8 protein-coding genes are annotated in these 8,852 nt (G+C 74.5%); 3 read left to right on the top strand and 5 right to left on the bottom strand.

The window, feature by feature from the left end; translation table 11 throughout:
• Both FGF04_RS22425 and pdxR read right to left on the bottom strand, forming a co-directional pair.
• Positions 1-1,950: PEP/pyruvate-binding domain-containing protein (locus FGF04_RS22425; RefSeq protein WP_149513776.1), on the bottom strand; the 1,950-nt coding region annotated here is incomplete at its 3' end.
• Between the two features lie 267 nt (positions 1,951-2,217).
• Positions 2,218-3,633: a MocR-like pyridoxine biosynthesis transcription factor PdxR gene (pdxR, locus tag FGF04_RS22420; RefSeq protein WP_149513088.1), complete on the bottom strand. Its 1,416-nt coding sequence runs from the start codon at positions 3,631-3,633 to the stop codon at positions 2,218-2,220.
• Positions 3,634-3,674: 41 nt separating this feature from the next.
• Between pdxR and FGF04_RS22415 the strand changes: the two genes are divergently transcribed.
• Positions 3,675-4,259, top strand: a complete 585-nt coding sequence (locus FGF04_RS22415) for a carboxymuconolactone decarboxylase family protein (protein WP_408055649.1) — start codon at positions 3,675-3,677, stop codon at positions 4,257-4,259.
• Between the two features lie 81 nt (positions 4,260-4,340).
• On the opposite strand, the gene FGF04_RS22410 is transcribed toward FGF04_RS22415, so the two are convergent.
• Entirely contained in the window at positions 4,341-4,820 is a 480-nt protein-coding gene (locus FGF04_RS22410; RefSeq protein WP_149513775.1) for an anthrone oxygenase family protein, read from the bottom strand.
• A gap of 225 nt (positions 4,821-5,045) precedes the next feature.
• Between FGF04_RS22410 and FGF04_RS22405 the strand changes: the two genes are divergently transcribed.
• Entirely contained in the window at positions 5,046-5,687 is a 642-nt protein-coding gene (locus FGF04_RS22405) for a nucleoside/nucleotide kinase family protein (protein WP_188114179.1), read from the top strand.
• A gap of 12 nt (positions 5,688-5,699) precedes the next feature.
• Here FGF04_RS22405 and FGF04_RS22400 read toward each other — a convergent pair whose 3' ends face one another.
• A complete protein-coding gene (locus tag FGF04_RS22400; RefSeq protein ID WP_149513085.1) occupies positions 5,700-6,827 on the bottom strand; it encodes a magnesium and cobalt transport protein CorA in 1,128 nt (375 codons plus the stop codon).
• Between the two features lie 276 nt (positions 6,828-7,103).
• Here FGF04_RS22400 and FGF04_RS22395 point away from each other — a divergent pair, with 276 nt between their 5' ends.
• Entirely contained in the window at positions 7,104-7,898 is a 795-nt protein-coding gene (locus FGF04_RS22395; protein ID WP_149513084.1) for a methyltransferase domain-containing protein, read from the top strand.
• Between the two features lie 24 nt (positions 7,899-7,922).
• Here the strand turns inward: FGF04_RS22395 and FGF04_RS22390 are convergent, their stop codons facing one another.
• A complete protein-coding gene (locus FGF04_RS22390; protein ID WP_328596410.1) occupies positions 7,923-8,849 on the bottom strand; it encodes a carbohydrate kinase family protein in 927 nt (308 codons plus the stop codon).
• Positions 8,850-8,852: the final 3 nt, after the last annotated feature.

Genomic DNA, 8,852 nt, shown 5'->3' with positions numbered 1-8,852 from the left:
GCCCCGGCCCTTGGTTCTGCCCCTGCCCGCGAGGCGCTCGGCGACGACCGTGCCGCCTTCCGTGAGCCGGAACGCATCGGGCAGGGGCGCCGACGCGGCCCGCGGCAGCCGCTCCCCGAAGTCGCCCGGAAGCGTGCCGCGTTCGAGCGCCTCGACGAGCTCGGGCCAGCGCAGCAGCCCCACCTCCGGCGTGCCCGCCGCGCCGGACGAGTCCGCGCCACTGCCCGGCCCGTCCTGTTCGTTCGGGCCGCCCGGTGCGGCCAGCCGTCGCGCGGCGTCCCGGACCAGCCGGACCTGGAGCTCCTGCACCCAGCGGATCCGCAGGCGCAGCGCTTCACGAGGAGGCAGGGCCGCTGCCGCTGCCGCTGCCGCTGCCGCTGCCGCCGTCGTCGACGGTGCGGACCCGTGGGCCGGGACCGTCAGGTCCCCGGGGCCGCCCTCCGGCAGCCGCAGCTCCCGGCTCAGGCTGGGCGGCGCCAACGCCAGTACCACCGGTTGCGCCGCCACCACCCCGCGATCCGGTACGCCGTCCGCGCGGGCCTGCGCGAGGGCGGCGAGGGCCGTGCCGGCGGCCGTCGCACCGGGCGCGGGCAGCAGCGCGCCCGCGAGGGCTTCCTGGGCGTGCAGCGAGACCAGGACGGTACGGGTCCAGCGCAGGGCGGCGACGAGTTCGGGGCGCGCCAGCCGGTCCGGGGGCGGCGTCCCGGCGAGCCGGCGGTCGACATCGGCGACGAGGTCCGTCGCGAGGCCGGGCAGCGCCGAGGTCAGCCGGCCCACCCGCCACGCGGCGGCCAGCCGGCGGGCACCCGGCGCCGGATTGAGCGGCGCCAGCCACCGGTACCGCGGCGGGGCGGCCCCCAGCAGCCGCAGATCCGCCGCGGCCCGGCCGCCGACGGTCGTGACGACCGGCACCGCACGCAGCCGGCGCCGTGGCGCGGTACCGCCGATGTCGAGCGCGGCGGCCAGCCCGCGGGCCATCGGCGCCACCCACAGGTCCTCCTCCAGCGGGTCGAGCCGGTCCGGCAGGGTCTCCGCGACGGGGCCGGGGCCGAGCAGCCGTGCCCCGCGAACGGGCCGTGCCGCCATCGCGGTGATGGGCCGGCTCTGGAAGAGCCACAGCCGGCCCGCCGCGTCGAACCCGAACTCGATGTCCTGCGGCCCGCCGAAGACCGCCCGTGCCCGGCGGGCCAGCCGCGCGAGCCGCCGCAGTTCGGACGGTCCGAGCACCTGTTCGGCGCCCGCGGGCTCGATGTGCGACAGCCGGCCCCACCGGCCCAGCCGGTAGTCGGTACCGGCCCGTTCGCCGCTGACCAGCGTGTCGGGGCCGCCGCGCACCGCGCTCACCAGCATCCGGTCGGTCCGGCCCGCCACGGGGTCGGCGCCGAACAGCACCCCTCCCACCCGGGCCGTGAGCAGGGGCTGCACCAGCACGGCCATCGGCGCGACCGTGCCGTCCGGCAGCTGGGCCGAGTCGAGCACGGTCCGCACGGCCGCACGGAAGTCGTGCCAGCCCCGTACGTCCAGCACGGACGCGAACCGGCCCGCCAGGGACGACTCCTGCGTGTCCTCCTGCGGGGACGAGGACCGTACGACGAGGGGCCGCACGCCTCCCTCGGACAGCTCCTGCCAGGCACGGCGCAGCCGCTCGACCCCGGACTCCCCTGAGTTGCCGGAATCCCCTGAGTTTCCGGGGTTCCCTGAGTTCCCGGCGTCCGCCCCGTCACCGTGCGCCCCTCGTCCCCCGGCCGCTCCCTCGTCGTACGGCACGACGAACCCGGGCAGCACGGGCAGCCCGGCCGCCGCCGCACGCGCAAGGTGCGCGGCCTTGGAGCCCGCGAAGGGGATGCGGACGGCCCGCGTATCGCTCAGAGGGACGGCGTCGATGCGGGGCGCTCCCCGTTCGCCCCCCGCGCACGCCCCGTCGTCGTGACGTTCGTCAACCGTCGTCATCGAGCACCCCCCAGGACCGGTCGCCAACAGGGGGGACGCGCGGGGYTGGCCCTGCGCCTGACGGCGGAACGAAGGATGGGGCGGGTTACCTGCGCAACGGCCGGTCACGGCCGCGGCGACAACACGCCTCCTGCAGTCGATGTTCGCACCCGGCGCCGTGTCGCGGACCGGTGGAGTGCCGTCTTCCGGCCACCGCCACCACGAGCCCCGACCGCCCCATCTGCCCCGTCCACCCCAGGGATCCTCGCGGCTCCGGGGCACCGGGGCTCACGGAGGCGGCAGCGCCGCGCACAGCGCCTCCAGCGCGGCCCCGTAGGCGTGCTCGGGAGGCGTGGCGTACCCCACGACCAGGCCGTCCGGCGCGGTCATGGCCGCGGTCGCCCCCGGATGCCGGAACTCCGCGAGCCCGTCCAGCGCGAGGCCCTGCCACACGGCCGCCTTCACCGCCGAGGACTCGCTGCCGGGAGGCAGTTCCAGCACCGCGTGGAGCCCGGCCGCGATCCCGGTCACCCGGACGTGCGGCGCGTGCGCGGCGAGCGCCTCGACCAGCCGGTCGCGCCGTCCGCGGTACCGCTGCCGCATCCGCCGTACATGACGGTCGTAGGACCCCGATCTGATGAAGTCCGCGAGCGCCAGCTGGTCCAGGACGCCCGCCCACGCCTCCCGCTCGCCCTTGGCCGCCAGCACCCCGTCGACGTACCGCACGGGAAGGACCATCCAGCCCAGCCGCAGCGCCGGTGACAGGCTTTTGCTCACCGACCCCAGATGGACGACCCGTTCGGGATCGAGGCCCTGCACGGCCCCGACGGGTTTGCGGTCGTAGCGGAACTCGCCGTCGTAGTCGTCCTCCAGGACCACGCCGCCACCCGCGCGTGCCCAGTCGACGACGGCCGCGCGCCGCGCGGGGTGCAGCGGCCCGCCGGTCGGGAACTGGTGCGCCGGCGTGAGCAGTACGGCCCGCTCCCCGCCGAGGTCGCCGACCCGGGCCCCGTCCTCGTCCAGCGCCAGCGGCACGGTCCGTACGCCCGCCGCCGCCAGCAACTCCCGGTGGAAGGGGAGACCGTACGACTCGACGGCCAGCGGACCGCGCAGCACCGCAGGGAAGAGCAGCCGCAGCGCGTGCGCGAACCCCGAGCAGATCACGATCCGTCCCGGCTCGGTACGGACGCCACGCGCGCGTGCCAGGTACTCCGCCAGCGCCTCCCGCAGCTCGATCCGCCCCGCGGGATCGCCGGGCCCGAACGACTCGTTGGGAGCCCGGTGCAGGGCCCGCCGGTACGAGGCCAGCCAGGCGGCCCGCGGGAACGCCGACACGTCCGGGGTGCCCTGCCGCAGGTCGTGCCGCGACCCATGCGTGCGTGGAGGCTCCTTCCGGGGTACGCGCTCCGGGGCGCCCAGGGGTTCGACGCGCTCGGCGACCCGGGTGCCCGAGCCCTGCCGCGCCGTGAGCCAGCCCTCCGCGACGAGCTCGGCGTACGCGTCGGCCACCGTGTTCCTGGCCACGCCCAGGTCGGCCGCGAGCGAGCGGTACGGGGGAAGGCGGGTCCCGGGAACGAGCCGCCCGTCGCGTATCGCCTCCCGCAGGGCACGGATCAGAGCGGCACGCCGCCCACCCGGACCGGACAGTTCCAGATGCAGGTCGGCACCGAGACCCCGCGCGGAATTGACCCATGAATCCGTCACGGAAATGCACCCTACCGAGGGTCTTCCCGGCTCATAGATTCATGGACATGACGACGAACACCGCACACGCACACACAGAGCACGTACACACGGCGCACGCACACACCGCACCCGTACACACCGCACCCGCGCGCACCGGCACGGCGCCCGCCGCGGAGGCAGGAGCGCGGGTGGCCGAGAACGACCGCCTGGACTTCGCGAAGTCCGCCCCCAAGGCCTTCCGCGCCCTCGTCGGCTTCGACGCGGCGGCCCGCGCCGGGCTCGCCCCGGCCCTCGTCGAGCTGATCCAGATCCGCGCCTCGCACCTCAACCACTGCGCGTACTGCCTCCACATGCACACGAACGACGCCCGCCGGGCCGGTGAGAGCGAGGACCGGCTGCACATGGTCCCGGTGTGGCGCGAGGCCCCGCACTTCTTCACCGCGCAGGAGCGGGCGGCCCTCGCACTGACGGAAGCGGTGACCCTGGTCGCCGACCGGGGCGTCCCGGCCGACGTCTACGCCGAGGCCGCCGCCCACTTCGACGACGGCGAACTCGCCCAGGTGCTGGCCCTGATCCTCGCCATCAACACCTGGAACCGGATCGCCCTGTCGACCGCGAAGACGGCGGGCACGGACGAACGCTGAAGGCCGACCGCCGACGGGCGGGCCAGCCTCATGGACCGGCCCCGTGGACCGGCCCCGTGGACCGATGCGTCCGCACCGGGTTCAGGTCAGTGCCAGCAGGTAGGAGACCGTCCCGCCGGCCGCGGCGACCGTCCGGACGTGGTTCCACATCGACCACTCGCTCACATAGGCGGGCCAGTACGCGACGGCCTCCGGCGTGCCCGGCTCCATCCCGGCCAGCCTGTTGTTGCGCGGGACGTTCGCCGCGATCGTGACCCCGAAGCAGCCGAACAGGTACAGCGCGCTGCCCAGCAGCAGTTCTACCGTGCCGTCTTCGGGCCACAGCACGAAGGTGACCACCGCTATCACGGCACACAGCGCGGCCGACCCGATGAACACGACCATGAAGGCGGGCATCAGCGCCGTCACGTTGATCGCCTGCATCGCCGCCACGCCCTGCGCCGGCGGCAACGCCGCCAGACCCTTCATCACGAACGTCGAGAACGCGCAGAACACCCCGGCCACCAGCCCGGTGCCCAGTACACCCACCACGGTGAGCACGAAATACGGTCCCTCGATCACGGCGACCCCCGAGTAAGCAGCACTTGTCATCGACAACCCGCGCACCGTTCCCGAGGTCTGGGGGGCCGGACGCCCCGAACCCCAAGATCCTGCACGGCGCCTTCCGTCACCACAAGTGAAATCCCGTACGGCGAGGGTCACCATGGCCGAAGAACTCGCCTGCATGTCCGGCCGTCTCGGGGGTCCGCGCAGACCGTTCCGAGGAGATGCGCGCCGCGCGGCATCATGGGCGGTGTGCGACTCGAAGCGATCACCTGGGACCGGCTCGGCGACTCCATCGCCGAGCGCTTGCTCGACCTGGAGCCGGCCGACGGCAGCCCCTGGCTCCGCGTCGCCGTCGACGGCGCCCCCGCCGCCCGCCCCGGCGACCTCGCCGGACGCGTGGCCGAGGCCCTCCGGCCCCGCGGCCGCTCCGCCCTGGTGATCGGCACCGAGGGCTATCTGCGGGCCGCCTCCCTCCGTTTCGAGTACGGCCGCCAAGATGTGGACACCTACTACGACGGCTGGTTCGACACCGGCGCCCTGTGGCGGGAGGTCTTCGGCCCCCTGGAACCCGGCGGCGACGGCCGTGTCCTGCCCGACCTCCTGGACCCGGTCACCGACCGCGCCACCCGCACCCCCTATGTGCGCCTCCCTCCCGGGGGCGTGCTGTTGCTGCACGGCCCCCTGCTCCTGCGCCACTGGTTCCCCTTCGACCTCTCCGTCCATCTGCGTCTCTCACCGGCCGCGCTGCGCCGCCGCACCCCGGAGGACGAGCACTGGACGCTGCCCGCGTTCGAGCGGTACGAGAACGAGACGGACCCGGGAGAGGCGGCCGACCTCCTGGTGCGGGCCGACGACCCGCGCCATCCGGCGTGGAACGGCTGACCGGCGACGGTCTCAGAGCCAGCCGTTGCGCTTGAAGCCCCGGTGGAGGGTGAGGCAGGCGACGGCGATCACCCCGACCGCCAGCGGATACCCGAACTTCCAGTGCAGCTCCGGCATGTGATCGAAGTTCATGCCGTACACACCGCAGACCATCGTCGGCACCGCGATCAGCGCCGCCCACGCCGTGATCTTCCGCATGTCCTCGTTCTGCGCCACGCTCACCTGCGCGAGGTGCGCCTGCAGGATCGAGTTCAGCAGCTCGTCGAACGCGGCTATCTGCTCCGCGGCCCGCAGCTGGTGGTCGGAGACGTCCCGGAAGTAGGCCTGTATCTCCGGGTCGATCACTCGGATCGGCCGCGTCGCGAGGTCCATGATGGGCCGGCCCAGGGGGACCACCGCCCGCTTCAGTTCGAGCAGTTCGCGCTTCAGCTGGTAGATGTGCCCGGGATCGACCCGCGCGCCGTCCGCCGCGAACACCGCCGTCTCGACCTTGTCGATGTCCTCCTGCACCGAGGCCGTGACGTTCAGGTAGTCGTCCACCACGTGGTCCGCGATCGCGTGCAGGACGGCGGCCGGTCCCTTCACGAGCTGCTCGGGGTTCGCCTCCAGCTCCTCGCGCAGCGGACCCAGCGAACCGTGCCGCCCGTGCCGTACGGTCACCACGAAGTCCCGGCCGACGAAGGCCATGATCTCGCCGGTGTCCACCACCTCGCTGCTCGCGGTCAGTTCGGTGTGCTCGACGTAGCAGACCGTCTTGAACACCGCGAACAGCGTGTCGCCGTACCGCTCCAGCTTCGGGCGCTGATGGGCGTCCACCGCGTCCTCCACCGCCAGCGGATGCAGGTCGAACAGCTCGGCGATGCCCGCGAACTCCACCTCGGTCGGCTCGTGCAGCCCGAGCCAGACGAAACCGCCCTCCGCCCCGCGGACCCGCTCCACCGTCTCGACCAGGTCGCGGCCGGCCGGCACCCTCGCCCCTTCCTCGTACGCCACGCAGTTCACCACCGAGGAGCCCAGTGGGGACCGGGCGTGATGGCTCAGGTCGACCCGTGCGCGCCGCCGTGTCAGCCGTGCCACCTTGCGGAGGCCGCCGACCTTGCTCAGGCCCGTCACCCTCCGCAGATTCCCTGCCATGGACATACGGATCTCCCTGCGTGGATCTCCCCGCGCCGCACTTGTGCGCCTTGCCGCGGCCAGTCTGCCAGGATGCTTCGACGGCCGTTCCGGCCTGTGGGAACGGATGATTCCGTTCCGGAGCCGTCCTCCTGCGGCCGCCGCGACACCCCGTACGCGCCGGGCGCTCGACACCGGATGCCTGCGGCCGAGCGCCCGCACGTCCAGGCGGGCACCCGCACGTCCGGGCGGACCGGGAGCGTCATCCCGTACGAAAAAGCCGACAAATGGGATGATCGGCTCATGATGCTTACCGATGGACACCTCCTCGACCACCGCCGGCCCGACGCGGGGCAGCGATCCGACGCCCTCGCCGCTCTCTTCGACCCCACGACGTTCCGGCACCTCGAACGGCTCGGCGTCGGATCCGGCTGGCGCTGCTGGGAGGTGGCCGCCGGTGGCATGTCCGTGGTGTCCTGGCTGGCCAAGAGGGCCGGGCCCACCGGCCGGGTGCTCGCGACCGGCCCCGACACCTCCTGGGCGCCCCCGGCGGTGCGCCCGCCCATCCAGCTGCGCGTCCACGACGTGGGCGCCGACGAGCCGCCCGCGGAGGGCTTCGACCTCGTGCACGCCCGGTTCGTCCTCGCCCAGGTCCCGGACCCCGAGCGGGCGTTGCGCACGATGGTCAAGGCGCTGCGGCCCGGTGGACGGCTCCTGGTGGAGGACGCCGATCCCACGCTGCAGCCGCTGGCCTGCCCCGACGAGCACGGCCCCGAGCAGCAACTGGCCAACCGGGTGCGCCGGGCGATGTGCGACGTGCGCGCCGAACAGGGCGCCGAACTCGCGTACGGGCGGCGCCTTCCCCGGCTGCTCCGCGAGGCCGGACTGCGCCGGGTCGAGGCCGACGCGTACTTCCCCCTCGCCTCGCCGGCCTGCGGGGCGTTCGAGGCCGAGGCGGTCGGACAGGTCCGCGAACAGCTCGTCGCGGCGGGCCGCGTCACCGAGCAGGACCTCGACCGTCACCTGGCGAACGCGGCCGCGGGCGGGACGGACCTGGCCACGGCGCCGCTGATCTCGGCATGGGGGCGCAAGGCGTGACCGTAGGGCGCGGCGCCGGCCGGGTCATGCCGTTCCGCGCGGCCTCGCGCCCACCTGCTGCACCGCCAGCGCTCCGGCCCGGCACCCCTCGGCGGCCGCCTCCCGCGGCGGGGCTCCGGTGAGCAGCGCGGCCAGGAAGGCGCCGGTGAAGGCGTCACCGGCGCCGGTGGTGTCGACGGGGACCGCCGGTTCGGCCGCGACCTCGGCCCGTACCGCCCCCGACCGGGCGACGAGGGCTCCGGCGCCGCCCTGCTTGACCACCACCAGCGGAGTGCGGCGGCTCAGCTCGGCCGCCGCGTCCGCCGCATCGGGAAGACCCGTCAGCAGACGGGCCTCGTCCCGGTTCGGCAGCAGGACGTCCACCCCCTCGGTGAGTGTGAGGAACCGGTCCACGCCCAGACCGGAGAGGAACCCCGTCGACGCGGGATCCACGCTCACCGGTACGCCACGCGCGCGTGCCGACCCCAGCGCCGAGGCCACCAGGGCCCGGCACGGTGCGGAGAAGAACAGGTAGCCCGACAGGTGCAGCCACGCGACCCCGTCGAGCAGGCCGGGGGACCAGTCGCCGGCCTCCAGGCGCAGGGACGCGCCGCTGTCGGTGAGGAAGGTGCGCTCCGCCGAGGCGTCCGTGTCCACCAGGCAGACCACCGTCCCCGTGGGCGCCCGCGGGTCGACGACCAGGGAGGGGCGCACCCCACAGGCCGTCAGTTCCCGTTCGTGCCAGGCGGCCGAGTCCGCGCCCACCCGGCCGAGGAACTGCACCTCCGGTCCGCCGCGCCACGCGGCCCAGCAGGCGACGTTCGCGCCCGCACCGCCCGGCACGGTCCGGACGGCGGCGGCCGTGTCGGTGCCCGGGGCGAGCGGTCCGCGGTGCCGGGCGACGACATCCGTGATGACGTCCCCGACGACGAGGAGGGCGCCGCCCGGAGCGCCCACCCCCGAGGCGTCCACCCC

Origin of the sequence: Streptomyces apricus (assembly GCF_008369065.1) — a bacterium.
Taxonomy (GTDB): Bacteria; Actinomycetota; Actinomycetes; order Streptomycetales; family Streptomycetaceae; genus Streptomyces; species Streptomyces apricus.
Note: the sequence above shows the minus strand (reverse complement) of the source record. Positions and strands in the feature narration are given on the sequence as shown.

Excerpts from the sequence above, each read along its gene's own strand:
- FGF04_RS22395 (WP_149513084.1), top strand. The coding sequence starts at position 7,104 with ATGATGCTTACCGATGGACACCTCCTCGACCACCGCCGGCCCGACGCG.
- FGF04_RS22415 (WP_408055649.1), top strand. The coding sequence starts at position 3,675 with ATGGACATGACGACGAACACCGCACACGCACACACAGAGCACGTACAC.
- FGF04_RS22405 (WP_188114179.1), top strand. The coding sequence starts at position 5,046 with ATGGGCGGTGTGCGACTCGAAGCGATCACCTGGGACCGGCTCGGCGAC.
- FGF04_RS22400 (WP_149513085.1), bottom strand. The coding sequence starts at position 6,827 with ATGTCCATGGCAGGGAATCTGCGGAGGGTGACGGGCCTGAGCAAGGTC.